Origin of the sequence: Streptomyces sp. NPDC048278, assembly GCF_040652195.1 — a bacterium.
Classification (GTDB): Bacteria; Actinomycetota; Actinomycetes; order Streptomycetales; family Streptomycetaceae; genus Streptomyces.
In genome coordinates this window covers 12910-36724 of the sequence record NZ_JBEZLP010000016.1, presented here as the reverse complement: position 1 = coordinate 36724, position 23815 = coordinate 12910, and the positions used below count along the sequence as shown (strand labels likewise).

The following is a 23815-nucleotide window of genomic DNA, read 5'->3' as shown; positions in this document are numbered from 1 at the left end:
CCTGCTCCTCGTGTCCCGCGTGTCCCGTCACAAGGCAGGAACGTAAGTCCGAATTATTAGGGGACTGTTAGCGCAGGCGCCGTGAAGGGGTTTTCTTCGGAAAATCTCACCCTTCTCAGTCCGGGTTCAGCCCAGGGTGACGACGGGCACCGGATTGCTCCCGCTCCAGGACGCGTTGAACCCGAAGGTGACCGAACTCCCGTCCGCCACCGTCCCGTTGTAGGAGGCGTTCGCGCAGGAGACGGCCGCGCCCGACTGGGTGCAGGTCGCGTTCCAGGCCTGGGTGATCTGCTGCCCGGCGCCGTACGTCCAGCTCACGTTCCAGGAGCTCAGCGCAGCCCCGGAACAGGAGATCGTCACCTGGCCGGTGAACCCGGTGTTCCACTGGCTGGTCACGCCGTAGGCGGCGGTGCAGGCACCGGTCGGCGGCGGGGTGGTCGTGGTCCCGCCGAGCGCCTCCGAGATCCCGTAGTACGCCGGTTTCGGCGCGTAGTTCGCGTCGTACGGGGTCGCCGCGCCGTAGCCGGGGAAGGTGCTGTCCACCCAGGAGTCGGAGTCGGTGAAGCCCCACACGGTGACGTTGACGCAGCGGCTCACCGCCACGCACGCGGCCACCACCGACTTGAAGTCGGCCTTCTGCTGGGCGAGTTTGGTGCTGTCGGAGGGCAGCGCCATCCGGATGTCCAGCTCGGTGATCGCCACGTCGACGCCGAGGTCGGCGAAGCGCTGGATGTTCTGCTGGAGGGTGGACGGCACCTGCCCGAGGATGAGGTGGGCCTGGAGCCCGACCCCGTCGATCGGGACGCCGGCCGCCTTGAGCGACCTGACCAGGTTGTACAGGGCCGTGCTCTTCGCGTTGACGCCCTCGACGTTGTAGTCGTTGATGTACAGCTTGGCGTCCGGGTCGGCCGCGTGTGCCCAGGTCAGGGCGTTGGCGATGTAGTCGGAACCGAGGCCGTTGTACCAGAGCGTCGACCGGTAGGTGCCGTCCTCGTTGAAGGGTTCGTTGACGACGTCCCAGGCGGCGATCTTCCCCTTGTAGCGGCCGACCTCGGTGCTGATGTGGTTCTGCAGCAGGCTGCCCAGCTGGGCGGAGGTCCAGGTGCCGTTCGTCAGCCAGCTGGGGTTCTGGCTGTGCCAGACCAGGGTGTGGCCGCGGACCTGCTGGTTGTGGGCCTGGGCGAAGGCGACGATCTGGTCGGCCTCGGTCCAGTTGAAGGTCCCCTGGGTGGGCTCGACCGTCCCCCACTTCATGGCGTTGCCCGGGGTCAGCGAGCTGAACTGGCCGCCGGCCAGGTCGCCGTAGGTGCCGGTGAGCTTGGAGCCGGTGACCGCGGTGCCGATGACCTTGCCCTTCGCGGCGGCGAGGTCGCGCAGCGGGGTGTCGGCGGCGTGCGCCGCGGGGGCGGTGAGGAGCAGTGCCGCGCCGGTGAACAGCGCGGCGAGGGGTAAGCCGAATCTCAGAGATCTCATTGCGGGTGCCTCCGAAAGTTTCGGTTGTGCAACCGATTGGCTTCGGAGGAGTGTGGAGACGCCCCCACCACCCGTCAATACGTCACCTTCCGGCCACGCCCGCCTCACGCGTCTGCGGGCGGAACCGTGCTCGACCGCACCACCAGGCTGGTCGCCAGCTCCACCCGGGTCGCGGTCGTCGCCTCCTCCGCCCGCCCCATCTCCAGGACCAGCCGCGCCGCCGCCTCGGCCATCTCGGTCAGCGGCTGCCGTACGGTCGTCAGCGGCGGCCCCACCCAGCGGGCCAGCGGCAGGTCGTCGAACCCGACGACGCTCACGTCCTCCGGGATGCGCAGCCCCAGCTCGCGCGCGGCCTCGTAGAGCCCGAGGGCCTGGAGGTCGTTGCCGGTGAAGATCGCGGTGGGCCGGCCGGGCATGCGCAGCAGCTCCAGGCCGAGCCGGTAGCCGGCGTCGTGGTGGAAGTCGCCCGCCTTGATCAGGTCCGGGTCGACCGGCAGCCCGGCGGTCTCCAGCGCGGCCCGGTAGCCGTCCACCCGGGCCCGGCTGCACATCATCCGGGACGGCCCGCTGATCGCCCCGATGCGCCGGTGCCCCAGCTCTACGAGGTGCCGGGTGGCGGCCAGCCCGCCCTGCCAGTTCGTCGCCCCGATCGACGGCACGTCCGGCCCCGGGTCCCCCGCCGGGTCCATCACCACGAACGGGATGGACCGGCTCAGCAGCAGCGCCCGCTGCGACTCGTCGAGCCCCGACAGCACCAGCACCACCCCGTGCGGTCGGCGCGCCGCCACCTGGTCCGCCCAGGTCCGCCCGGGCGTGAGCCGCCCGGCGCTCTCGCTGAGCACCACACTCAGCCCGGCGTCCCGGGCCACGTTCTCCACCCCGCGGATGACCTCCATCGCCCAGGCGCTCTCCAGCTCGTGGAAGACCAGGTCGATCAGCGGGGACCGGGAGGCCTCGGCGCGGCGCCGCCGGTAGCCGTAGGCGCGCAGCAGCTCCTCGACCCGGGTGCGGGTCGCGGGGGCGACGTCGGCACGCCCGTTCAGGACCTTCGAAACAGTCGGAGCGGACACGCCTGCCTCACGGGCGATTTCGGCGAGCGTCGCCGTCTGCGTTTCTGTGGGCTTCGAAGGCGTCATGCCCGCGATCGTATCCCCGCGCTCCCCCTTGACGAAGACCTTGGCACGCCATAGGTTCCCGGAACATTCGGTGTGTGGTACGAAACATTCGTAGCAGCGTTAGTAGCACAGAACCCCGCAGAGAGCAGAGACGGGAGTTTCATGACCACCGCTCCTTGGCGCGACCCCGCACTGCCCGCCACCGCCCGCGTCGACGACCTGCTCACCCGGATGACGCTGGAGGAGAAGACCGCCCAGCTGTACGGGGTGTGGGTGGGCGCCGCCACGGACGGCGACGGGGTCGCCCCGCTGCAACGCGAGATGACCGCCGACTACGAGTGGGACGAGCTGATCACCCTCGGCCTCGGCCAGCTGACCCGTTCCTTCGGTACCGCCCCGGTGGACCCGGCGCTGGGGGCGCGAGCCCTGGCCCGCGCCCAGCGCCGGATCACCGCGGCCGGCCGCTTCGGCATCCCGGCGATCGCCCACGAGGAGTGCCTGGCCGGCTTCACCGCCTGGCAGGCCACGGCCTATCCCGTCCCGCTCGCCTGGGGCGCCGCCTTCGACCCGCCCCTCGTCGAGGAGCTGGGCCGGCGCATCGGCCACGACCTGCGCTCGGTCGGCGTCCACCAGGGCCTGGCCCCCGTCCTGGACGTGGTCCGCGACCCGCGCTGGGGCCGGGTCGAGGAGACGATCGGCGAGGACCCGTACCTGGTCGGCACGGTCGGCTCCGCGTACGTCCGCGGCCTGGAGTCGGCCGGAGTGATCGCCACCCTCAAGCACTTCGCCGGCTACGCCTCCTCCGTCGGCGCCCGCAACCTCGCCCCGGTCCGTGCGGGGGTACGGGAGTTCACCGACGTCACCCTCCTCCCCTTCGAGATGGCGCTCCGGGAGGGCGGGGCCCGCTCGGTGATGGCGGCCTACAACGAGACGGACGGCGTCCCGGCCTCCGCCGACCCCCGCCTCCTGACCGAACTCCTCCGCGACGACTGGGGCTTCGACGGCACGGTCGTCGCCGACTACTTCGGCATCGGCTTCCTGCAGTCCCTGCACCGGGTCGCCGGTACGGAGGCGGAGGCGGCCCATCTCGCCCTGGCGGCGGGCATCGACGTCGAACTGCCGACGCTGAAGTGCTACGGCCGCCCGCTGACGGCGGCGGTCCGGGACGGCATGATCCCGGAGTCACTCGTCGACCGGGCGGCCCGCCGGGTCCTCCTCCAGAAGTGCGCACTGGGGATGCTGGACGAGGACTGGACCCCGGAGCCCGGGCAGGACGGCCCGGTCGACCTCGACTCGACGGCGAACCGCGCGCTGGCCCGCCGTCTGGCCGAGGAGTCCGTGGTCCTCCTCGACAACCCGGACGGCACGCTCCCCCTCGCCCCCGACACCCGCATCGCGGTGGTCGGCCCGCGCGCCGCCGACGCCCTCGCGATGCTGGGCTGCTACTCCTTCCCGTCCCACGTCCTGACCCACCACCCCGAGGTCGACCTGGGCATCGCCGTCCCCACCGTCCTCGACTCCCTCCGGGCCGAACTCCCCGACGCCAAGGTCACGTTCGCCGAGGGCTGCGACGTCTCGGACCCCGACACCGCCGGCTTCGAGGAGGCGGTGGCGCGGGCCGCGGAGGCCGACGTGTGCGTGGCGGTCCTCGGCGACCGGGCCGGCCTCTTCGGCCGGGGCACCTCGGGCGAGGGCTGCGACGTCACGGACCTCGACCTGCCCGGCGTCCAGTCCGGCCTGCTGGACGCCCTGCTCACGACAGGCGTCCCGGTGGTCCTCGTCCTCCTCACCGGCCGCCCGTACGCACTGGGCCGCTGGCACGGCCGGCTCGGCGCGGTGGTCCAGGCGTTCTTCCCCGGCGAGGAGGGCGGCCCGGCGGTGGCGGGAGTGCTGTCGGGCCGCGTCAACCCGTCCGGCCGCCTCCCGGTCAGCGTCCCCCGCGTGCCGGGCGGCCAGCCCTGGACCTACCTCCAGCCCCCGCTGGGCCTCGCGGGCGAGGTCAGCAACCTGGACCCGACCCCGCTGTACGCCTTCGGCCACGGCCGCTCGTACACGAGCTTCGCCTGGGAGCCGACGTCACCCTCGTCGGCCGAGCTCCCCACGGACGGTTCACACGACGTGACGGTGACCGTCCGCAACACGGGCGAACGGGCGGGCGCCGACGTCGTCCAGCTCTACCTCCACGACCCGGTGGCCTCGGTGACCCGCCCCGACGTCCGCCTGATCGGCTACCAGCGCGTGGACCTGGCCCCGGGCGCATCGAGAAGGGTGACCTTCCACTTCCACGCGGACCTGTCGGCGTTCACGGACCGGGAAGGGGCGCGGGTGGTGGAGCCGGGGGCACTGGAGCTGCGCGTGGGGGCGTCGAGCGCGGACACCCAGGGCACGGTGACACTCCAACTGACCGGTCTGGTACGCCGGTTGGGGCCGGACCGGGTGCTGCGCTGCGAGACGGAGCTGGAGTGACCGTCAGCGCGCGACCGCGTGCGCGACGAAGGGGGCCCAGGCGGCGGGGGTGACGGCGAGGTGAGGGCGGGCGCGGTCCTTGGAGTCGCGGAGGTGGATGGTGGTGGGGGCGACGGCTACTTCTATGCAGTTGTCGCCCGCAGTGCCGCTGTAGCTGGACTTGAACCACGCGAGTTCAGTGGTGCTCATAGCTCTCCTCTGATGCGCTCCAGCAGGCCAACGGAGTCCAGGGGGCTGAGAGCCTGCGCGCGCAGTGTCGCATACCGGCGGTGCAGGACGGCTGCCTCTTTCGGGTCTGCGATCAAACGGCCGGTCTCCTGCCCCTCCGCGTAGGCCAGACGCCTTCCGTCCGGAGTTTCCAGCAAGGCCAACGGACCATCCAGTCCCGCATGCACCCGGCAGTCGAGCGGCATGATCTGGACCTCGACGTTGCGCAGTTGGGCGTACCCGAGCGTGTGGTCCAGTTGCGCTCGTGCGACCTCGTCATCACCCAGGCGCCGTCGCACGATGTGCTCGTCCATGACGAAGCTGAACGAGGTGTCGGGGCGCTCGCGGAGCATCTGCTGCCGCTCCATGCGGGCTACCGCCTGCGCTTCCACCTGCTCGTCCAACAACAGCGGAATGCGGTTGCTGAACACCACCCGCGCATACGGCTCGGACTGCAACAGCCCCGGAACCAGACGGCATTCGTACGTGGCCAGGCTCACCGCCTCCTGTTCCAGCGCGGCCCACTTCCGAAACCACACCGCGAACCCCGGCTGCCGCGCCACTCGCACAAACGCCTTGCGCAACGCACCGGTGTTACCGAGGACTTCCTCCGCCGCGTCCACGAAACCCTGATCCGCGAGCCGCCGCCCCAACTCGATCGAGGCCACCGAGTGCTTGGACATGTGGACCCGCCCCCCGAACTCCTCCCGGCTCAGTCCCGCATGCTCCCGCAGCCCCTGCACGAACGCGCCGAACGTCTTCATGCTGTCCGACGACTCGGGTTCACCGTTCACCTCAACGCCACCGCTCATGCACTCAGGGTGACGGCGTTCGAATCCCGCTGTCCACCGTTGACCTCAAGTCCGGTGGAGGTCCTAGCGTCCTGTCGCATGATCCTCGTGACCGGCGCCACCGGAAACATCGGAAGCGCCCTGCTGACGGAGCTCCGCGCATCGCATGCCGAACCGCTCAGGGGCCTCACCCGCACCCTCTCGAAGGCCGGCGTCCCCTCCGGCGTGGAAGCGGTGGAGGGCGATCTGAGTCGACCCGCCTCGCTCAAGCCCGTGTTCGTGGGGGTGCGTGCGCTCTTCCTGGTATCACGCATCGGACCGGACGCCGACATCCTGGACGCCGCCCACCGGGCCGGGGTCGAACATGTGGTGCTGGTGTCGTCCATCACCGTCCAGAGCCACCCCCACCTGGGCCCGGCCCGCGAGAACCTGGCCGTGGAGCGGCTGTTGAAGGAGAGCGGGACGGCGTGGACGATCCTGCGGCCGACACAGTTCGCCTCCAACGCGCTGTGGTGGGCGGACGCGATACGAAACCGCCGGCCGGTCCGAGTGCCGTACGCGGACGTCGGTCTGCCCACCGTCCACCCCGCGGACATCGCGTCGGTCGCCCGTGCCGCGCTGACCGGGACCGGCCATCTGGGACAGACCTACGCGCTGACCGGGCCGGAGCTGATCACTCCGCGTCAGCAGCTTGAAGCCGTTGCAGGGGCGGTGGGACGGGATGTGCCGTTCACTCGCATCGGCCGGGCGGAGGCCCACCGCGAGATGGCCGCGTTCCTGGGCGACGAGGCTGCGGCAGCGGTTCTGGACATCACGGGTGGTGACATCAACGAGGAACTCCTCTCCGTACGAGACACTGTCACCCGGATCACTCGCGCTCCGGCCAGGACGTTCCGGCAATGGGCCGTCGACAACGCCGACGCCTTCCGCTGACCTCCGCCGACTAGCCCTCGCCGACCGACTCGAACCGCCAGCGGTGCACCGGTCGGGCCACCAGCTCTCCCGGCGGATCGGCGAGTTCGGGCAGGTCCGGGTCGCCGTACGACGCCTGCCACCACGTGATGACCAGCACCCGGTCCTGGGGGGCGCGGAAGGCCTCCCGGCGTACCGGTTCCTGCGCGAGCCCCTGCTGCCGTGCCCACGCGAGGAGTTCGGCACCCCGGCCCTCCACCGCCCGGGCCTCCCACATCAACGCGACCGTCATCGGCTTCCCCCCGGCTGTTCGAATGGCTCAGGCGTTCGCTCGGCTGACCTGGTGCCACCGGGCGCAGCGACGGCCCGCACTGTCACCCGTTCGTGCATTTCTTCGGTGAATCGGAGAGAAAAGCGAATCATGGCCTCATGTTTGCATCATGAAGACGCCGATGAAGGCTGCCGAGGTCATACACGCCCGATACACATATCGGCTGCGCGTGTCGGCGACGGCTGCCGCGGCCCTCACGGCGGAGTGGAACCGATGCCGATGGATTTGGAACGAGTGTGTAGCCCGCTCCCAGAGGGCTCACCAGATGAGGGAGAGCTGCGGATCGGCCCAGTTGGACAGGATGTTGACCGAGGCTCGAAAAACCACACCATGGCTGGCTGAGGGTTCTTCAGTACCTCAGCAGCAGCTGATTCGCGACTTCGGCAAGTCCCGTGCGAAGGCACTGAAGGACATCAAGGATCGCCTGCCACAGCGTCAGCGTGCGGGCATGCCGAAGTACAAGACAAAACGCGAGGCCGACCCAACCCTGAACTACACGCGTCGCGGTTTCCGACTCCGGAACGACCGTCTACACCTCGTCGGCAACATCGTCCTGACAGTGGTGTGGTCAAGGAAGCTGCCGGATGAGCCGTCGTCGGTACGCGTGTACCGCGACAGCTTCGGCTGTTGGTGGGCTTCCTTCGTCGTTCTCGGGCCGACCGAACCCATGCCGCAAACCGGTCGAGTGATCGGCATCGACTGGGGCGTTCGGGATACCGCGACAACCACAAGCGACGACCATGATCTCCCCCACGCCGAACACGGTCTGCAAGCGAAGATCAAACTGGCCCGCTACGACCGCATGATGGCGCGCCGAAAGCCCAAGCAGGGGCAAGCACCTTCCAAGGGCTATCGCGAAGCGAAGAAGTGGCGGGCCAAGACCCATCGGAAGATCGCTCGGCAGCGGCAGGAGAGCAGCCGGAAGTGGGCCAAGAAGGTCGTCCGCGACCATGATGCGATCGCAGTGGAGGACTTCCGCCCGAAGTTCCTCGCGAAGACATCCATGGCGCGCAAGGCAGCGGACGCGGCGATCGGCGCGACGAAAAGAGCGCTGGTCGAAATGGGCCGCAAGCACGGACGGGACATCCGCCTGGTGCATCCCGCGTACACCACCATGGACTGCGGGTGGTGCGGAGCGAGAGCCAAGCACGCACTGCCCCTGTCAGAACACACCTACAACTGCGTCACGTGCGGAGCCGTCTCCCCGAGAGACAAGAACTCCGCTCGTGTGATGCTCATCCGGGCAGGTCTGAACCCGGCTGGTGTCGATGGCGTAAGGCCTCTTGGAGCGCCGCTCCGAGAGGCAGCCTGAGCCAGGAATTCCCTCCTCACCGGGGGAAGCGGTCAAGTGTAGAGGTTCTCCTTGCTGACCTCGTGGACGTGGTCGTGGTGGTGGGTGCCGGGGACGTGCGGGTCGGTCACCGGCAGGGAGCTGTCCGCGGAGAGGTCCCAGTCGGACGGGGTCCGGTTGCGGGCGACCATCTCCGCGCCGAGGGCGGCCACCATCGCGCCGTTGTCGGTGCACAACTTCATCCGCGGCACCCGGAGCTGGATGCCGGCCGCCTCGCAGCGCTCCGCCGCGAGGGCGCGCAGCCGGGAGTTGGCGGCGACTCCGCCGCCGATCATCAGGTGGTCGACGCCCTCGTCGCGGCAGGCCCGGACGGCCTTGCGGGTCAGGACGTCGACGACCGCCTCCTGGAAGGACGCGGACACGTCACGGACCGGGACGTCCTCGCCGGCCGCCCGCTTGGCCTCGATCCAGCGGGCCACCGCCGTCTTGAGCCCGGAGAAGGAGAAGTCGTAGGCGGGGTCGCGGGGGCCGGTGAGGCCGCGCGGGAAGGCGATCGCCGAGGGGTCGCCCTCCTTCGCGTAGCGGTCGATGACCGGGCCGCCAGGGAAGCCCAGGTTCAGCACGCGCGCGATCTTGTCGAAGGCCTCGCCGGCCGCGTCGTCGATGGTCGCGCCGAGCGGCCGTACGTCGGAGGTGATGTCCGAGGAGAGGAGCAGGGAGGAGTGGCCGCCGGAGACCAGGAGGGCCATCGTCGGCTCCGGGAGCGGGCCGTGTTCGAGCTGGTCGACGCAGATGTGGGAGGCGAGGTGGTTCACGCCGTAGAGCGGCTTGCCGAGCGCGTACGCGTACGCCTTCGCCGCCGAGACGCCGACGAGCAGCGCGCCCGCCAGCCCCGGTCCGGCCGTGACCGCGATGCCGTCGAGGTCCTTCGCGCTCACGCCCGCGTCCTTCAGCGCGCGCTCGATGGTCGGGACCATCGCCTCCAGGTGCGCCCGGGACGCCACCTCGGGGACGACCCCGCCGAAGCGGGCGTGCTCGTCGACGGAGGAGGCGACGGCGTCGGCGAGCAGGGTGGTGCCCCGGACGATGCCGACGCCGGTCTCGTCGCAGGAGGTCTCGATCCCCAGTACCAGGGGTTCGTCAGCCATTGATCTCGGTTCCTTGTACGGAGGAGGAAGGGTCGGTCAGCCGCATCACCAGGGCGTCCACGTTCCCGGGCTGGTAGTAGCCGCGTCTGAACCCGATGGGCTCGAAGCCGAACCGCTCGTAGAGCTTCTGGGCGCGGATGTTGTCGACCCGGCACTCCAGCATGACCTCGGCGCACTCGAAGGCGGTCGCGGCCCGCAGCAGTTCGGTGAGCAGCTCCCCGCCGAGCCCGGTGCCCCACTGGTCACGGCGTACGGCGATGGTCTGGATGTCGCCGACCGCGGCGGCGCCGCTGTCGTCGGAGGCGGCTCCCTGGGCGGCGAGGCCGCCGTAGCCGACGATCCGGTCGTCCTCCAGGGCCACCAGGTACCGCCGGGTCGCCCCGGGTCCCCTCGCGTGGGCCAGTTCGGACCAGAACATCCCCCGCGACCAGGCGTCCTCGGGGAACAGGTCCTTCTCCAGCTCCAGGACCGGGTCGATGTCCCACCAGCGCATCTCGCGCAGCTGTGCGGTCACTTCGGGGTGACCACCTTGTAGTTCTTGGGCACCTGGGCGTCCGGCCGGCGCAGGTACAGCGGGCGGGGCGCGGGCAGTTCCTCGCCGGCGGCCAGCCTCTCGGCGGCCAGCGACGCGAGGGCCGCGGCCGAGACGTGCTCGGGCTCGTGGGCGACCGGGAAGGTGTCGGGGTAGAGCAGCGCCCCGGCGCCGACGGCGGGCAGCCCGGCCACCTTCCCGGCGATGTCGGCGGGCCGGTCGACGGCGGGCTCCGTGCGCCGGGTCCGCGAGTCCTCGTACACCGCCCAGTAGACCTCCTTGCGGCGGGCGTCGGTCGCGACGACGAACGGGCCCTTCTCGATGTCGGCCGCGTAGGCGAGCCCGTCGAGCGTGCAGAGGCCGTGGACGGGCACGCCGAGCGCGAGCCCGAAGGTGTCCGCGGTCATCAGACCGACCCGCAGGCCGGTGTAGGGGCCGGGACCGATGCCGGTGACGATCTCGGTGACGGCGTCCAGCGAAACCCCGGCCTCGGCGAGGACACGGTCGACGGCCGGCAGCAGCAGCTCGCCGTGCCGGCGCGCGTCCACCTGGCTCGACGAGGCGATGACGGCCGTACCGTCGTGCAGGGCGACGGTCACGGCGGGGGTGGCGGTATCCAGAGCGAGCAAGAGCACGCGAACAGCCTACGGCTCCGGCGCCGCGAGCACGCCCGGCCGGGTCGGACGGTCACTGACTGCTACGGTCTGTACGAAGTACGACATATACGGCGAGGCTCTACGGCAGGCAGAGGTGGCGCGCGTGGCAGGGACCAGCTCGGGAGTCGTGGCAGGCCTGACCGCGGCGGCCGTCGGGGTGGTCGGTTTCCTCGCCTACCAGGCCTCGGCCACCGTCCCGCCCGGCCTCGGCAGCCGGTCGTCGGCGAGCCCCGCACCCGGAGCGCCGGGTGCCAAGGCCCCCCGGGACCGCCACCACCCCACCGCCCTCCCGAACACCTCCGGCACGGGTGAACGGGTGGTGTACTCGGTGGACGACGACCGGGTCTGGCTGGTCAACGAGCGGGGCCGCGTCGAGCGCACCTTCAAGGTGAACCCCGGCACCATCGACCCGCCGCTCGGCGCCTACTGGGTGACGTCCCGCTCGAAGGCCGTCACCGGCACCGACGGCCTCCCCATCGAACACGTCGTCCGCTTCACCACCACGAAGGACGGCTCGGCCATCGGCTTCAGCGCGGTCACCGCCCAACGCGCCGCCGCACCCCCCGACCCCACGGTGAAAACCGGCGGCATCCGCGAGACCCGCCCGGACGGCACCGCAATGTGGAACTTCGCAACAATCGGCGTCAAGGTGACCGTGATCCGCTGACCCGCCCCTGACGGCGGCGCAGCCGCCGTTTGGGGGCGCGGGGAACTGCGCGATCAGCCACGATGGCGCGGCAGTCGGCGGATCGCAGCACGGCGGGGGTTCGGTCGGCGGGTCCGTGCGGGTACGTCGTGGCTGGTCGCGCAGTTCCCCGCGCCCCTGACGGGGCACTGCCGAACCGCCTACGCAGCCTTGCGGTCCTGCATAACCGGCCTCGGCATCGGCTCCGGTGCTCTCGGCGGCAGGGACACCGCGTCGGCGGACGCGCAGGACGCCAGCAGCTCACGCATGGAGACGCCAGGGGTCCCGGCGACCGCGACCGGTCGCCGTTCCTCGGACTGGGACACGGACACGGGCGCCTCCTGAAGTGCGGGGGCGGGCGAAGTTAGGTGAACCTAACCACGGACTGGGTACCATGTGACCACGCCCGATACGTCCGGCGCAATATCTTGCCGACGCCTTGTCGGAACGTTCACACGGTCCTCAGGCCGCCGGCACCCCGAGATCCACCCCGTCCCACCGCTCCCCCAGCCCCGCCAGGGTCACGTGCCGTACCTCGTCGGTGGTGTCGCCGACCGCCCGGTGGATCCGGACCATGAGCCGGTCGTCGGTCAGCTCCTCGACCTTGCCCTCGCCCCACTCCACGACGACCACGGACTCGGGCAGCGAGACGTCGAGGTCCAGGTCCTCCATCTCGTCGAGCCCGCCGCCCAGCCGGTAGGCGTCCACGTGGACGAGCGGCGGACCGCCCCCGAGGGACGGATGCACGCGGGCGATGACGAACGTCGGCGACGTGACGGCCCCGCGCACACCGAGCCCCTCGCCCAGTCCCCGCGTCAGCGTCGTCTTGCCGGCGCCGAGCTCCCCGCTGAGCATCACGAGGTCACCGGCGCGCAGCAACGTCGCCAGCCGGCGGCCCAGCTCCCCCATCTGCTCGGGGGAGGTGACGGTCAACTCGGTCTCAGCCTGGCTGTGCCGTGCTGCTGGTGCTTCCATAGCCACTTACCGTAGCCCCTGCCGGCACGGCACCCGCGCGGGTGAGCAGGTCGGCGAGGCGGTCGGTGACGACTTCCGGGTGCTCCAGCATGACCAGGTGCCCGGCGTCCGCGACGAGCACGAGTTCGGCGTCGGGCAGCAGGTCGGCGATGACCTCGCTGTGCTCGCTGGGCGTGACGAGATCCTGCACCCCGGCCAGCACCAGCACCGGCAGGTTCTGGAAGTAGGCGAGCGCGGCGGTCTTGTCGTGGTCGGTGAAGGCCGGGTAGAACTCGGCGACCACGTCGATCGGCGTCGACTCGATCATCCGCTCCGCGAACCGCTCCACCGCCGGGTCGACGTCCTTGGACGCGAACGAGTACCGCTTGATGATCCCGGCGAAGAGATCGGCGGTGACCCGCCGCCCCTTCTCCACCAGCGCGGCCTGCGTGCCCAGCGCCTTCAGCACCCCGGGCAGCACCCGGCGCACCACGTTGACCCCGGCGATCGGCAGCCCGAAGTTGACCTCGCCGAGCCGCCCGGACGAGGTACCGACGAAGGCGGTGGCGACCACCCGCTCCCGGATCAGGTCGGGGTACTGCGCGGCCAGCGCCATCACCGTCATGCCGCCCATGGAGTGCCCGACCAGCACGATCGGCCCCTCCGGCACGGCCGCGTCCAGGACGGCCTTCAGGTCCCGGCCCAGCTGGTCGATGGTGAGCTCGACCCCGTCCTCGTGCTGGGCGACGCCCCGCCCGGAGCGGCCGTGGCTGCGCTGGTCCCAGTGCACGGTGCGCACGACCCCGCGCAGGGCGGCCCGCTGGAAGTGCCAGGAGTCCTGGTTGAGGCAGTAGCCGTGGCTGAAGACGACGGTAACGGGCGCGGGCGCCTTGCGGCCGAAGAGCCTGCGGCGGCGCGGCGAGACGGCGGGGCCGGGGTCGGGTACGACCTCGTCGACCTCGTAGTAGAGCTCGGTGCCGTCGTCGGCGTACGCCTTGCCGGGGGTGCCGCGCAGGGTGCCGTAGGGGCCTGCCGAGTCCAGCGCCAGCCGGGCCTTGCGGCGCATGCCGCGGCCGACGGTCATCCGCTCCACGGCGACGCCGGCGGCGGCTCCGGCGGCGAGCACTCCTATGGCGGCTCCGGCGACGCCTGTCACCTTGCGCCAGCTGCCGGAGTCCGCCCCCGTGGCCGAGGCGACGACGGCCGCCACGGCGGCTTCCGCTACGGCCTCCGCACTGCTCTCGCTCACGTACCGCTCCTCTTCGCCGTACTGCAGTTCGCTGCTCGGGTGACACGGGTGACACGGACACCACGGGTGATGCCGCCGCGATGCCTGTCGTTGCTGTTGCTTCTGCTGTTACTGCCGTTGCTGATGTTGCTGTTGATACAGGTGTAACCGGGTCGTGCCGTCGCCGAACCCCGAGGGTCAGGCGCCGTCCCCTGGTTCTTGCCCAGTCGGTCGCTCGTTCACATAGACGCGGGGAACCCGGGTTCCGATGCGGGTGACGATTTCGTATGCAATCGTGCCCGCGGCCTGGGCCCAGTCCTCGGCGGTGGGCTCGCCCCGGTCGCCGGGGCCGAAGAGCACCGCCTCCGCGCCGACTTCGGGCTCGTCGCCGCCGAGGTCCACGACGAACTGGTCCATCGCGATCCGCCCGGCGGCCGTCCGCCACTTGCCGCCGACCAGCACGGGCCCGGTGCCGGAGGCGTGCCGCGGGATGCCGTCCGCGTAGCCGACGGGGACGAGTCCGAGGGTGGTCTCGCCGGGCGTGACGTAGTGGTGCCCGTAGCTGACCCCGTGCCCGCCCGGTACGTGCTTGACCAGGGCGAGGGAGGCGGACAGCGTCATCACGGGGCGCAGTCCGAAGTCGGCCGCGCTGCCCAGCTCGGGGCTGGGCGAGATGCCGTAGAGCGCGATGCCCGTGCGGACCAGGTCGAAGTGGGTCTCGGGGAGGGTGAGGGTGGCCGGGGAGTTGGCGATGTGCCGCACCTCGGGGCGCACGCCCTGCTCCTCGGCGTACCCGAGCAGCTCGCGGAAGAGAGTGAGCTGGGCGGCGATGGAGGGGTGGCCGGGCTCGTCGGCGCAGGCGAAGTGCGACCACAGCCCGGTGATCCGGAGCAGTCCGGCCGCCTCGGCACGCAGCGCCTCACGGACCAGCTCGGGCCAGTCGGCGGGCTGGCAGCCGTTGCGCCCGAGCCCGGTGTCGGCCTTGAGCTGCACGCGCGCGGACCGCCCGGCCGCACGTGCGGCCTCGGTCACCTCGCGCAGCGCCCACATGCCGCTCACCGACACGTCGAGGTCGGCCTCGATCGCCTCCCGCCAGGGCCCGCCCGGGGTCCACAGCCAGCACATGACCCGCACGTCCGTGGGCAACCCCGGGTCCGCGCGCAGCGCCAGGGCCTCCTCCGGGGTGGCCGTGCCCAGCCAGCTCGCACCCGCCTCGACGGCCGCGCGGGCACACCGAAGGGCCCCGTGGCCGTACGCGTCGGACTTCACGACGGCCATCAGGGCCGCGTCCGGCGCGAGGGCGCGCAGGGTCCGCGCGTTGGCCCGCAGGGCGGCCAGGTCGATCTCGGCGCGGGCGCGCAGGGGCGCGGTCGGCGCGTTCTGCCCAGTCGGTGTATCACTCATCGCGCCCCCAGTGTCTCAGAGGCCTCCGACAGCCCACCGGCACAGCCCCTGGTACCCGGGGGCTCAGGTACCCGTACGGTGGCCCCACACGTAGACCTTGTCGCCCTTCTTCAGCACGCTCCACAGCTTCTTCGCGTCGCCGAGCTTGAGGTTCACGCAGCCCCAGGAGCCGACGGTGGTGTAGATGGAGCCGTAGACGGCGTGGAAGGCCTGCCCGCCGTCGAAGAACTGGGCGTACGGCATGGGCGAGTTGTACAGCGTCGACCAGTGGTTCTTGTGCCGCCAGTAGATGCTGTGCCAACCGGCCCGGGTCGCGTACCCCTTCCGCCCGCTGCGCATCTGGACCGGCCCGTAGACCACCTTGCTGCCCTTCTGCACCCAGGTGACCTGCCGGTTGAGGTCCACGCAGGCGACCCGGTACGACTTCACGGGGCAGTTCCCGGCGGCGTTCGGGTTCTTCCTCGCCGACAGGAGCATCATCTGGTACCAGGTCACGGGCCCCGCGAACCCGATCGCCGGCTTGATCCTGTACTTCGTCTGGAACTTCTGGATCGCCTTGCAGTCGGCGCTGGACTGCTTCCCGTCGGCCTTCAGCTTCAGCCACTGCTCGATCTGCTTCTGGTACGGCCCGGTGAGCTTGGAGCAGCTCACCTTGGCGACGGCGTCGCTGAGCGGCACGTACTCGATCAGGTCGTACGTCCCGGGCGCCGCCGCCTTCGGCTCGGCGGCGTCCTCCGCGGCGGTGGGGGTGTACACCTTCGGCGCCAGCATCTGGTCGGGGGTGTCGATCTGCCAGGGCTGCGCGGGCCCCGGCGCGACCCCCGGCACCAGCTCCGACTCGGGGACGGCGGCGCCCGGCCCGGGAACGGCACCGACCGCGACCCCGGTCCCGGCACCGAGCGAGAGAACGGCCACAGCAGCGACGAGGGTTCCGATGCGTCCACTTCGTCCATTAATCATGCGATCAGACAACCCCGGCCACCCCACAATTCCGGGAAGCCGCGCGGCGAGGTCACCCGGGGGATGCACGTGGCCGGGGCGCGGCGCCCCGGGCACGGCGCCCCGCAGGGGGCGCGGGGAACTGCGCGCTCAGCCCCCACGCACCCGCACGCGCACCCGCACGCGGCGCACATGGACATGGGGTTCGGGGCGGAGCCCCGTGACGGTGCGGCCCTGTCCTACCGAGTCGGGTGGGCGGAGGGGAAGACGCCCCGCCAAGCCGCCCCCAGCTCCGCTGCCACCGCATGGGCCACCGTAGGCGCCCCTTCCGCCGCGAACCGCCCCGCGAGCCCGTGCAGATACGCCGCCACACTCCCCGCGTCCCGCGTGTCCAGCCCCGCCGCCAGCAACGACCCCGCCAGCCCCGACAGCACGTCCCCGCTCCCGGCGGTGGCGAGCCACGGCGTCCCCGTCGCGTTCACCCGGACGGCGGAGCCTCCCCCCGCCGCCGCCACCAACGTCGTCGACCCCTTCAGCAGCACCGTCGCCCGGTAGGCCGCCGCCAGCTCCCGCACCGCCGCGAGCCGCCCGGCCTCGACCTCCGCACGCCGTACTCCCAACAGCGCGGCGGCCTCACCGGCGTGCGGCGTCATCAGGGTCGGCGCGGTACGGCCGCGCACCGCCTCCCGGTCGGCGAACCGCAGCCCGTCCGCGTCGACCAGCACCGGCACGTCCGCCTCCAGCACCTCGGCGACGGCGTCGGCGTCGTCCCCGACCCCCGGTCCGGCCACCCACGCCTGCACCCGCCCGGCCTTCCGCGGCCCCCCGTCCGACACCAGCGTCTCGGGAAAGCGGGCCAGCACCTCGTCCTTGGCCGGTCCGACGTACCGTACGGCTCCGGCCCCGCCCCGCAACGCCCCCGCGACGGCCAGCACGGCCGCCCCCGGATAGCGCGCCGACCCGGCCACGATGCCCACCACGCCCCGCCGGTACTTGTCGCTCTCCGCCGACGGCACCGGCAGCAGCCGCGCCACGTCCACGTCCTGCAAGGCCTCCAGTTCGGCCTCCTCGGGCAGTTCGAGCCCGATGTCGACCAGCCGTACCGAACCGGCGTACTCCCGCGCCGGATCGATCAGCAGCCCCGGCTTGTGCGTCCCGAAGGTCACGGTCAGGTCCGCCCGTACGGCCGCCCCACGCACCTCACCGGTGTCCGCCTCCACCCCGCTCGGCAGGTCCACGGCGACGACGGCGGCCCGCGACCGCTCCACGACCGCCACCAGTCCCGCCGCCTCGGGCCGCAGCCCGCCCCTGCCGCCGATCCCCACGATCCCGTCGACGACGAGATCGGCCCGCAGGACCAACTCCTCGGCGCCGCCCTGGCGTACGACGGTCCCGCCGGCCCGGCGCAGCGCCGCCAGCCCGCCCTCGTGCGTGCGCTCCGGCGCGAGCAGCACCGCCGCGACCCCCGCCCCGCGGCGCGCCAGCCGCGCCCCGGCGTACAGCGCGTCCCCGCCGTTGTCCCCGCTGCCGACCAGCAGCACCACCCGGCTGCCGTACACCCGTCCGAGCAGCTCGGCGCAGGCGGCGGCCAGCCCGGCGGCGGCCCGCTGCATCAGCGCCCCTTCCGGCAGCCGCGCCATCAGCTCCCGCTCGGCCGCCCGTACCGTCTCCACGCTGTAAGCAGTCCGCATGCCCCGAGTCTCCCCCGGAACCCGCGGCACGCGCATCCGCCCCACCCGCGCCCCTCCCTCCCCTTCACCCCTCGGCGATCACCACCGCCGACGCCACCCCCGCGTCGTGACTGAGCGACACATGCCACGACCGCACCCCGAGTTCCGCCGCACACGCGGCCACGCTCCCCTGCACCCGCAGCCGGGGCCGCCCGTTGTCCTCGACGACCACCTCCGCGTCCGTCCACAGCAGCCCCGGCGGCGCGCCCAGCGCCTTGGCCAGCGCCTCCTTGGCCGCGAACCGCGCCGCGAGCGAGGCGACACCGCGCCGCTCCCCGCTCGCCAGATACAACTCCCGCTCGACGAAGAGCCGCCCGGCCAGCCCGGGAGTCCGCTCCAGCGACTCCCGGAACCGGTCGATCTCGGCGACGTCGATACCGACCCCGATGATGCTCATGGTCAGCACCCTAAGGTCACTCCACGGTGACCGACTTCGCGAGGTTGCGCGGCTGGTCGACCTCGTTGCCGCGGGCGGTGGCCAGTTCGCAGGCGAAGACCTGGAGGGGGACCGTGGCGACGAGCGGCTGGAGGAGGGTGGGGGTGGCGGGGATCCGGATCAGGTGGTCGGCGTAGGGGACGACGGCCTCGTCGCCCTCCTCCGCGATCACGATGGTGCGGGCGCCGCGGGCCCGGATCTCCTGGATGTTGGACACGATCTTGTCGTGGAGCACCGACCGGCCGCGCGGGGACGGGACCACGACCACCACCGGCAGGTCCTCCTCGACCAGCGCGATCGGCCCGTGCTTCAGCTCGCCCGCCGCGAAGCCCTCGGCGTGCATGTAGGCCAGCTCCTTCAGCTTCAGGGCGCCTTCGAGAGCGACCGGGTAGCCGACGTGCCGGCCGAGGAACAGCACGGTCTTCTTGTCGGCCAGGGAGCGCGCCAGCGCCCGTACCGGCTCCATGGTCTCCAGGACCCGCTCGACCTCGCCCGAGATGTGCGAGAGGTCCCGGATCACCGCGCTGATCTCGTCGCCCCACTTGGTGCCGCGCACCTGGCCGAGGTACAGCGCCACCAGGTAGCAGGCCACCAGCTGGGTGAGGAACGCCTTGGTCGAGGCGACCGCGACCTCGGGACCGGCGTGGGTGTACAGCACCGCGTCCGACTCGCGGGGGATCGTCGAGCCGTTGGTGTTGCAGATGGCGAGGACCTTCGAACCCTGCTCCCGGGCGTGCCGCAGCGCCATCAGCGTGTCCATGGTCTCGCCGGACTGGGAGATGGCGATGACCAGGCTGCGCGAGTCCAGGATCGGGTCCCGGTAGCGGAACTCGCTCGCCAGCTCCACCTCGCACGGGATGCGCGTCCAGTGCTCGATGGCGTACTTGGCGATCAGGCCGGCGTGGAAGGCCGTACCGCACGCGACGATGACGACCTTGTCGATCTCACGCAGCTCGGCGGCGGAGATCCGGACCTCGTCGAGGGTCAGCGAGCCGTTCGCGTCGATGCGGCCCAGGAGGGTGTCGGCGACCGCCTTGGGCTGCTCGGCGATCTCCTTGAGCATGAAGTAGTCGTAGCCCCCCTTCTCCGCCGCCGACGCGTCCCAGTCGACGTGGTACGCGCGGACGTCCGCCGGGGCGCCGTCGAAGCCCGTCACCGTCACGCCGTCCCGGCGCAGCTCCACCACCTGGTCCTGGCCCAGCTCGATCGCCGACCGGGTGTGGGCGATGAACGCGGCGACGTCCGAGGCGAGAAAGGCCTCGCCCTCCCCGACGCCGACCACGAGCGGGGAGTTCCGGCGGGCGCCGACCACCACGTCCGGGTCGTCGGCGTGCACCGCGACCAGCGTGAACGCGCCCTCCAGGCGCCGGCACACCAGCCGCATCGCCTCGGCGAGGTCGGCGGTGCCGGAGAACTCCTCGGCGAGCAGGTGCGCGACCACCTCGGTGTCCGTCTCGGACGCGAGGTCGTGCCCGCGCTCGGCCAACTCCCCGCGCAGCGCGGCGAAGTTCTCGATGATCCCGTTGTGGACGACCGCGACCCGGCCCGCGTTGTCGAGATGCGGATGCGCGTTGGCGTCCGTCGGCCCGCCGTGCGTGGCCCAGCGGGTGTGCCCGATCCCGGTGGCACCGGCCGGCAGGGGCCGCTCCTGCAGCTCCTTCTCCAGGTTGACCAGTTTCCCGGCCCGCTTGGCCGAGGCCAGCCCGCCGTCCGCGAGCACGACCACACCGGCCGAGTCGTACCCCCGGTACTCCAGCCGCTTGAGCCCGGCGACCACCACATCGAGCGCCGACTGCGCCCCCACGTATCCCACGATTCCGCACATGACCGGCAGCCTAAGTGCCGACCCTCACCCGAACACGGCTCAGCGTGCCCGGAATCGGAAATAATCCCGCCATTGCACACCATGCCCCTCGCCCGACCGGCCCGGCGGACCGACCGGACCGGCCGGACCGACGGACGGAAGCGTCAGCGACCCGGGACCGAACCCCACGTGACCGACCCCACCCCCCGCCCCGTTCAAACTCCGTTAACAATGGAATGTGATCTCTCCGGTCTCCCCGATGCCCCGGAGCGCCCACCGGCACAGGCCGGAGGCGACTCCCTACGTCGACCTCACCCGCACCGAGTGGAGCGCGCTGCGCGACAAGACGCCGCTGCCGCTCACCGCGGAGGAGGTCGAGAAGCTGCGCGGTCTCGGTGACGTCATCGACCTCGACGAGGTGCGGGACATCTACCTCCCGCTCTCCCGGCTGCTCAACCTCTACGTCGGTGCCACGGACGGCCTCAGGGGCGCCCTGAACACCTTCCTCGGCGAGCAGGGCTCCCAGTCCGGCACCCCGTTCGTGATAGGCGTCGCCGGCTCCGTGGCCTGCGGCAAGTCGACCGTCTCCCGGCTGCTCCAGGCCCTGCTCTCCCGCTGGCCCGAGCACCCGCGCGTCGAGCTGGTGACCACGGACGGCTTCCTGCTCCCGACCAGGGAGCTCGAAGCCCGCGGCCTGATGGCGCGCAAGGGCTTCCCCGAGTCGTACGACCGCCGGGCCCTGACCCGCTTCGTCGCCGACATCAAGGCCGGCAAGGACGAGGTCACCGCGCCCGTCTACTCCCACCTCATCTACGACATCGTCCCGGACCGCAAGCTCACGGTCCGCCGCCCCGACATCCTCATCGTCGAGGGCCTCAACGTCCTGCAGCCCGCCCTCCCCGGCCAGGACGGCCGCACCCGCGTCGGTCTTGCCGACTACTTCGACTTCAGCGTCTACGTCGACGCGAACGCGGAGGACATCGAGCGCTGGTACCTCAACCGCTTCCGCAAGCTCCGCCAGACCGCCTTCCAGGACCCGGACTCGTACTTCAGGAAGTACACCCAGGTCTCCGAGGAGGAGGCGCTCGACTACGCCCGCGGTCTCTGGCGGACCATCAACAAGCCCAACCTGGTGGAGAACATCGCCCCCACCCGCGGCCGGGCCACCCTGGTCGTCCGCAAGGGACCGGACCACAAGGTGCAGCGGCTGCGGCTCCGCAAGCTCTAGAGCGGCCTGTTAAAAAGGCGTCATGCTGCATCTGCGCCTGATCACCCCGGCCGACCGTACGGACGACGTGGTCCGCCTCATCGAGGCGACCGTGGGCACCACGCACCTGGTCGTGCTCCCGGGCGCCGCCCGCAACCCGGCCGGAGACGTCGTGATGTGCGACGCGGCCCGCGAGGCCGGCGACGAACTCATCAGCGGGCTACGGGCGCTGGACCTCGACCGCACCGGCTCGATCGCCGTCGAGGACATCGACCTGAGCCTCTCCCGCCGCGCCGACCGGGCCGAGGCGGAGGCCCCCGGCGAGGGCGCGGACGCGGTGCTGTGGGAGGGGCTGGCCGAGGCGACCCACGAGGAGTCGACGCTGTCGGCCACCTACCTCGCCTTCATCACCCTGGCCACGATGATCGCGGCCTGCGGTGTCGTCCTGGACAACGCGATCCTGATCGTGGGCGCGATGGCGGTGGGCCCGGAGTTCGGCCCGCTGGCCGGCATCTGCACGGCGCTGGTGCAGCGCCGTCCCCGCCTCGCGCTGCGCTCCCTGACCGCGCTCCTCGTCGGCTTCGCGGCGGCGATGCTGGTGACGGTCGGGTTCACCTACCTGATGGACGGCCTCGGCCTGTTCACCAAGGTGCAGCTGGAGGCGGAACGCCCGAACACCAACTTCATCTACCGCCCCGACGCCTTCTCGTTCGTGGTCGCGGTCCTGGCCGGCATCGCCGGCATACTCTCCCTGACCTCGGCGAAGTCCGGCGCCCTGGTGGGCGTCGCCATCTCGGTGACCACGGTCCCGGCCGCCGCGAACGCGGCAGTGGCCTTCGCCTTCACGGAGTACCGGCAGGCATGGGGTTCGGCGGAACAACTCCTGCTCAACCTGCTGGGCATCGTCCTGGCGGGCACGGCGACGCTCGTCACCCAGAAGTACTTCTGGAGACAGCGGCGTCAACAAACCTAGGGGCGCGGGGAACTGCGCGACCAGCCACCGCGAACCCGCAGCCCGCAACGCACACTCCCCGGCACCCCGAACCCGGGAAAACCGACTACCCCAGCGCGGACTTGACGGCATCGGCCAGCCGCCCGGCAACCGACCGGGCCTGCTCGATGTCGGCCGCCTCCACCATCACCCGCACCAACGGCTCCGTGCCCGAAGGGCGGAGCAGCACGCGCCCCGTCTCCCCCAGGTCCCGCTCCGCCTCCGCGACCGCCGCCGCCAGGTCCGCGGACGTCCGCACCCGTGACCTGTCCACGTCCGGCACGTTGACCAGCACCTGCGGCAGCCGTTCCATCACGCCCGCCAGCTCCCGCAGCGACCGTCCGGTCGCGGCGACCCGTGCCGCCAGCAGCAGCCCGGTCAGCGTGCCGTCGCCGGTCGTCGCGTGGTCGAGGATGATGACGTGGCCGGACTGCTCGCCGCCGAGGGCGTAGCCGTGCTCCTTCATCTCCTCCAGCACGTACCGGTCGCCGACCGCGGTCTGCACGAGGTGCAGGCCCTCCCGCTCCAGCGCGAGCTTGAAGCCGAGGTTGGACATGACGGTGGCGACGACGGTGTCGGCGCGCAGTACGCCCCGCTCCCGCATGGCGAGGGCGAGCACGGCCATGATCTGGTCGCCGTCCACCTCCGCACCGGTGTGGTCGACGGCGAGGCACCGGTCCGCGTCCCCGTCGTGCGCGATGCCGAAGGCGGCGCCGTGCTCCACGACCGCGGCCTTGAGCTTGCCGAGGTGGGTGGACCCGCAGCCGTCGTTGATGTTGAGTCCGTCCGGCTCCGCGCCGATGGTGACGATCTCGGCGCCGGCCCGGCGGAACGCCTCCGGCGAGACCCCCGCAGCCGCGCCGTGCGCCTCGTCCAGGACGATCTTCAGCCCGTCGAGCCGGTTGGGCAGGACCGACAGGAGGTGCCCGACGTACTGCTCGAAGCCCTCGTCGTACGGCCGTACCCGGCCCACGCCCGCGCCCGTCGGCCGCTCCCACGGCTCGCCGTGCCGGTGGGACTCGTACACCGCCTCGATCCGGTCCTCCAGCTCGTCGTCGAGCTTGTGACCGCCGCGGGCGAGGAACTTGATGCCGTTGTCGGGCATCGCGTTGTGGCTGGCGGAGAGCATCACACCGAGGTCGGCACCGAGCACGCCGGTCAGGAACGCGACGGCCGGGGTCGGCAGGACTCCCACGGTCAGGACGTCGACACCGGCGCTGGCCAGGCCCGCGACCACGGCGGCCTCCAGGAACTCCCCGGACGCGCGCGGATCCCGTCCGACGACCGCCGTAGGCCGGTGGCCCTCGAACGTGCCCGCCTCGGCCAGCACGTGCGCCGCCGCGACGGACAGCCCGAGCGCCATCTCGGCGGTCAGGTCCGCGTTGGCGACACCGCGCACGCCGTCCGTGCCGAAGAGTCGTCCCACTTGTCCTCCTGAAGAAGCGTCCTTGCTGCCAGGAAATGATGGCAGGCGCTTAGTCATGCGATCACACCGGCCTTTGAGCATCTTGTGTC

General features: G+C 71.6%; 23 protein-coding genes. 6 read left to right on the top strand and 17 right to left on the bottom strand.

Translation table 11 applies throughout. From position 1 onward, the window contains the following. Positions 1-126 precede the first annotated feature (126 nt). Both AB0D74_RS26575 and AB0D74_RS26570 read right to left on the bottom strand, forming a co-directional pair. Positions 127-1473 (bottom strand): endo-1,4-beta-xylanase, encoded by a 1347-nt coding sequence (locus AB0D74_RS26575; RefSeq protein ID WP_362591879.1) that lies wholly within the window; start codon positions 1471-1473, stop codon positions 127-129. Positions 1474-1577: 104 nt separating this feature from the next. Further along, the gene (locus AB0D74_RS26570) at positions 1578-2609 is read right to left on the bottom strand and encodes a LacI family DNA-binding transcriptional regulator (RefSeq protein WP_362591875.1); all 1032 of its coding nucleotides are present in this window, start codon (positions 2607-2609) and stop codon (positions 1578-1580) included. 141 nt (positions 2610-2750) lie between these two features. Between AB0D74_RS26570 and AB0D74_RS26565 the strand changes: the two genes are divergently transcribed. Continuing rightward, the gene (locus tag AB0D74_RS26565; RefSeq protein WP_362591872.1) at positions 2751-5054 is read left to right on the top strand and encodes a glycoside hydrolase family 3 N-terminal domain-containing protein; all 2304 of its coding nucleotides are present in this window, start codon (positions 2751-2753) and stop codon (positions 5052-5054) included. Positions 5055-5057: 3 nt separating this feature from the next. Here the strand turns inward: AB0D74_RS26565 and AB0D74_RS26560 are convergent, their stop codons facing one another. Both AB0D74_RS26560 and AB0D74_RS26555 read right to left on the bottom strand, forming a co-directional pair. Next, positions 5058-5243: a DUF397 domain-containing protein gene (locus tag AB0D74_RS26560; protein WP_362591869.1), complete on the bottom strand. Its 186-nt coding sequence runs from the start codon at positions 5241-5243 to the stop codon at positions 5058-5060. Beyond that, on the bottom strand, positions 5240-6073 hold the full coding sequence (locus AB0D74_RS26555; protein WP_362591866.1) for a helix-turn-helix transcriptional regulator: 834 nt from the start codon (positions 6071-6073) through the stop codon (positions 5240-5242). Before AB0D74_RS26555 ends, AB0D74_RS26560 begins: the two co-directional genes overlap by 4 nt. 78 nt (positions 6074-6151) lie before the next feature. On the opposite strand from AB0D74_RS26555, the gene AB0D74_RS26550 reads away from it, so the two are divergent. Continuing rightward, positions 6152-6985, top strand: a complete 834-nt coding sequence (locus tag AB0D74_RS26550) for an NAD(P)H-binding protein (protein ID WP_362591863.1) — start codon at positions 6152-6154, stop codon at positions 6983-6985. A gap of 10 nt (positions 6986-6995) precedes the next feature. Here the strand turns inward: AB0D74_RS26550 and AB0D74_RS26545 are convergent, their stop codons facing one another. Next, positions 6996-7256, bottom strand: a complete 261-nt coding sequence (locus AB0D74_RS26545) for a hypothetical protein (protein WP_362591860.1) — start codon at positions 7254-7256, stop codon at positions 6996-6998. 148 nt (positions 7257-7404) lie between these two features. Between AB0D74_RS26545 and AB0D74_RS26540 the strand changes: the two genes are divergently transcribed. Then, the gene (locus tag AB0D74_RS26540) at positions 7405-8607 is read left to right on the top strand and encodes a transposase (protein ID WP_362591857.1); all 1203 of its coding nucleotides are present in this window, start codon (positions 7405-7407) and stop codon (positions 8605-8607) included. A 32-nt stretch (positions 8608-8639) separates the two neighbouring features. On the opposite strand, the gene tsaD is transcribed toward AB0D74_RS26540, so the two are convergent. Genes tsaD through tsaB form a run of 3 tightly spaced genes read right to left on the bottom strand, consistent with a single transcriptional unit; the run spans position 8640 to position 10901 of the window. Beyond that, positions 8640-9734 (bottom strand): tRNA (adenosine(37)-N6)-threonylcarbamoyltransferase complex transferase subunit TsaD, encoded by a 1095-nt coding sequence (tsaD, locus tag AB0D74_RS26535; RefSeq protein WP_362591854.1) that lies wholly within the window; start codon positions 9732-9734, stop codon positions 8640-8642. Further along, complete coding sequence (gene rimI / locus AB0D74_RS26530; RefSeq protein ID WP_362592268.1) at positions 9727-10227, bottom strand: ribosomal protein S18-alanine N-acetyltransferase; 501 nt, start codon at positions 10225-10227, stop codon at positions 9727-9729. Before rimI ends, tsaD begins: the two co-directional genes overlap by 8 nt. A gap of 17 nt (positions 10228-10244) precedes the next feature. Continuing rightward, positions 10245-10901 carry a tRNA (adenosine(37)-N6)-threonylcarbamoyltransferase complex dimerization subunit type 1 TsaB gene (gene tsaB / locus AB0D74_RS26525; RefSeq protein ID WP_362591851.1) on the bottom strand — a complete coding sequence of 219 codons (657 nt, stop codon included), beginning with the start codon at positions 10899-10901 and terminating at the stop codon, positions 10245-10247. Positions 10902-11025: 124 nt separating this feature from the next. On the opposite strand from tsaB, the gene AB0D74_RS26520 reads away from it, so the two are divergent. Then, a complete protein-coding gene (locus tag AB0D74_RS26520; protein WP_362591848.1) occupies positions 11026-11589 on the top strand; it encodes a hypothetical protein in 564 nt (187 codons plus the stop codon). 179 nt (positions 11590-11768) lie between these two features. On the opposite strand, the gene AB0D74_RS26515 is transcribed toward AB0D74_RS26520, so the two are convergent. From AB0D74_RS26515 to glmS, 8 genes are all read right to left on the bottom strand, one after another. Further along, on the bottom strand, positions 11769-11939 hold the full coding sequence (locus tag AB0D74_RS26515; RefSeq protein WP_362592299.1) for a hypothetical protein: 171 nt from the start codon (positions 11937-11939) through the stop codon (positions 11769-11771). A 130-nt stretch (positions 11940-12069) separates the two neighbouring features. Continuing rightward, on the bottom strand, positions 12070-12582 hold the full coding sequence (tsaE, locus tag AB0D74_RS26510) for a tRNA (adenosine(37)-N6)-threonylcarbamoyltransferase complex ATPase subunit type 1 TsaE (RefSeq protein ID WP_362591845.1): 513 nt from the start codon (positions 12580-12582) through the stop codon (positions 12070-12072). Continuing rightward, on the bottom strand, positions 12548-13810 hold the full coding sequence (locus AB0D74_RS26505) for an alpha/beta hydrolase (protein ID WP_362591842.1): 1263 nt from the start codon (positions 13808-13810) through the stop codon (positions 12548-12550). The genes tsaE and AB0D74_RS26505 overlap by 35 nt, the downstream gene beginning before the upstream one ends. Before the next feature lie 177 nt (positions 13811-13987). After that, positions 13988-15193: an alanine racemase gene (gene alr, locus AB0D74_RS26500; protein WP_362591839.1), complete on the bottom strand. Its 1206-nt coding sequence runs from the start codon at positions 15191-15193 to the stop codon at positions 13988-13990. Positions 15194-15256: 63 nt separating this feature from the next. Further along, entirely contained in the window at positions 15257-16108 is an 852-nt protein-coding gene (locus AB0D74_RS26495; RefSeq protein ID WP_362591836.1) for a L,D-transpeptidase, read from the bottom strand. 263 nt (positions 16109-16371) lie between these two features. Further along, the gene (locus AB0D74_RS26490; protein WP_362591833.1) at positions 16372-17823 is read right to left on the bottom strand and encodes an NAD(P)H-hydrate dehydratase; all 1452 of its coding nucleotides are present in this window, start codon (positions 17821-17823) and stop codon (positions 16372-16374) included. A gap of 64 nt (positions 17824-17887) precedes the next feature. Then, positions 17888-18259 carry a holo-ACP synthase gene (locus AB0D74_RS26485; RefSeq protein ID WP_362591830.1) on the bottom strand — a complete coding sequence of 124 codons (372 nt, stop codon included), beginning with the start codon at positions 18257-18259 and terminating at the stop codon, positions 17888-17890. Positions 18260-18275: 16 nt separating this feature from the next. Next, complete coding sequence (gene glmS / locus AB0D74_RS26480) at positions 18276-20123, bottom strand: glutamine--fructose-6-phosphate transaminase (isomerizing) (protein ID WP_362591827.1); 1848 nt, start codon at positions 20121-20123, stop codon at positions 18276-18278. 238 nt (positions 20124-20361) lie between these two features. On the opposite strand from glmS, the gene coaA reads away from it, so the two are divergent. Then, on the top strand, positions 20362-21330 hold the full coding sequence (gene coaA, locus AB0D74_RS26475; RefSeq protein WP_362591824.1) for a type I pantothenate kinase: 969 nt from the start codon (positions 20362-20364) through the stop codon (positions 21328-21330). 22 nt (positions 21331-21352) lie between these two features. Next, the gene (locus AB0D74_RS26470) at positions 21353-22282 is read left to right on the top strand and encodes a DUF389 domain-containing protein (RefSeq protein WP_362591821.1); all 930 of its coding nucleotides are present in this window, start codon (positions 21353-21355) and stop codon (positions 22280-22282) included. A gap of 85 nt (positions 22283-22367) precedes the next feature. Here the strand turns inward: AB0D74_RS26470 and glmM are convergent, their stop codons facing one another. Beyond that, the gene (gene glmM, locus AB0D74_RS26465) at positions 22368-23726 is read right to left on the bottom strand and encodes a phosphoglucosamine mutase (RefSeq protein ID WP_362591818.1); all 1359 of its coding nucleotides are present in this window, start codon (positions 23724-23726) and stop codon (positions 22368-22370) included. Between the last annotated feature and the right edge of the window lie 89 nt (positions 23727-23815).

What these genes read in the sequence shown, in the direction of transcription:
- AB0D74_RS26575 (WP_362591879.1), bottom strand. Translation starts at nt 1,473, where the DNA reads ATGAGATCTCTGAGATTCGGCTTACCCCTCGCCGCGCTGTTCACCGGC.
- AB0D74_RS26570 (WP_362591875.1), bottom strand. Translation starts at nt 2,609, where the DNA reads ATGACGCCTTCGAAGCCCACAGAAACGCAGACGGCGACGCTCGCCGAA.
- AB0D74_RS26565 (WP_362591872.1), top strand. Translation starts at nt 2,751, where the DNA reads ATGACCACCGCTCCTTGGCGCGACCCCGCACTGCCCGCCACCGCCCGC.
- AB0D74_RS26560 (WP_362591869.1), bottom strand. Translation starts at nt 5,243, where the DNA reads ATGAGCACCACTGAACTCGCGTGGTTCAAGTCCAGCTACAGCGGCACT.
- AB0D74_RS26555 (WP_362591866.1), bottom strand. Translation starts at nt 6,073, where the DNA reads ATGAGCGGTGGCGTTGAGGTGAACGGTGAACCCGAGTCGTCGGACAGC.
- AB0D74_RS26550 (WP_362591863.1), top strand. Translation starts at nt 6,152, where the DNA reads ATGATCCTCGTGACCGGCGCCACCGGAAACATCGGAAGCGCCCTGCTG.
- AB0D74_RS26545 (WP_362591860.1), bottom strand. Translation starts at nt 7,256, where the DNA reads ATGACGGTCGCGTTGATGTGGGAGGCCCGGGCGGTGGAGGGCCGGGGT.
- AB0D74_RS26540 (WP_362591857.1), top strand. Translation starts at nt 7,405, where the DNA reads ATGAAGACGCCGATGAAGGCTGCCGAGGTCATACACGCCCGATACACA.
- tsaD (WP_362591854.1), bottom strand. Translation starts at nt 9,734, where the DNA reads ATGGCTGACGAACCCCTGGTACTGGGGATCGAGACCTCCTGCGACGAG.
- rimI (WP_362592268.1), bottom strand. Translation starts at nt 10,227, where the DNA reads ATGCGCTGGTGGGACATCGACCCGGTCCTGGAGCTGGAGAAGGACCTG.
- tsaE (WP_362591845.1), bottom strand. Translation starts at nt 12,582, where the DNA reads ATGGAAGCACCAGCAGCACGGCACAGCCAGGCTGAGACCGAGTTGACC.
- alr (WP_362591839.1), bottom strand. Translation starts at nt 15,193, where the DNA reads ATGAGTGATACACCGACTGGGCAGAACGCGCCGACCGCGCCCCTGCGC.
- AB0D74_RS26490 (WP_362591833.1), bottom strand. Translation starts at nt 17,823, where the DNA reads ATGCGGACTGCTTACAGCGTGGAGACGGTACGGGCGGCCGAGCGGGAG.
- AB0D74_RS26485 (WP_362591830.1), bottom strand. Translation starts at nt 18,259, where the DNA reads ATGAGCATCATCGGGGTCGGTATCGACGTCGCCGAGATCGACCGGTTC.
- glmS (WP_362591827.1), bottom strand. Translation starts at nt 20,123, where the DNA reads ATGTGCGGAATCGTGGGATACGTGGGGGCGCAGTCGGCGCTCGATGTG.
- coaA (WP_362591824.1), top strand. Translation starts at nt 20,362, where the DNA reads ATGCCCCGGAGCGCCCACCGGCACAGGCCGGAGGCGACTCCCTACGTC.
- AB0D74_RS26470 (WP_362591821.1), top strand. Translation starts at nt 21,353, where the DNA reads ATGCTGCATCTGCGCCTGATCACCCCGGCCGACCGTACGGACGACGTG.